Genomic DNA, 571 nt, shown 5'->3' on the forward strand with positions numbered 1-571 from the left:
TGTGGTCGCCAAGAACATCGTTGATTCTGAGACCGGTGAAATCATCGCCAAGGCCAATGATGAACTGAGCGAAGTGCTGCTGAAAAAGCTGCGCGTTGCCGGCGTGCAGGATCTGCAGGTTTTGTATACCAATGAACTCGACCAGGGTTCGTACATTTCCCAGACCCTGCGCTCCGACGAAACCGCGGACGAATTTGCTGCGCGCGTCGCCATCTACCGCATGATGCGTCCCGGCGAGCCGCCCACCGAAGATGCCGTGCAGGCCCTGTTCCAGCGCTTGTTCTACAACCCGGATACCTACGATCTGTCCAAGGTCGGCCGCATGAAGTTCAACGCCCGCGTCGGCCGCGATTCTTCCACCGGCCCCATGGTCATGACCAACGAGGACATCCTTGCTGTCGTCAAAATCCTGGTGGATCTGCGCAACGGCAACGGCGAAGTCGATGACATTGACCACCTCGGCAACCGCCGCGTGCGTTGTGTCGGCGAACTCGCTGAAAACCAGTACCGTACTGGTCTGGCACGTATCGAAAAGGCCGTGAAAGAGCGCCTCGGCCAGGCCGAGCAAGAG

General features: G+C 58.8%; 1 pseudogene. It reads left to right on the forward strand.

The annotated features are described in order from the left end of the window. A pseudogene (gene rpoB / locus AC1DWI_RS25880) lies at nucleotides 1-571 on the forward strand (DNA-directed RNA polymerase subunit beta); the annotation flags it as partial.

It is taken from the genome of Polaromonas sp. P3_C2, from assembly GCF_056402675.1.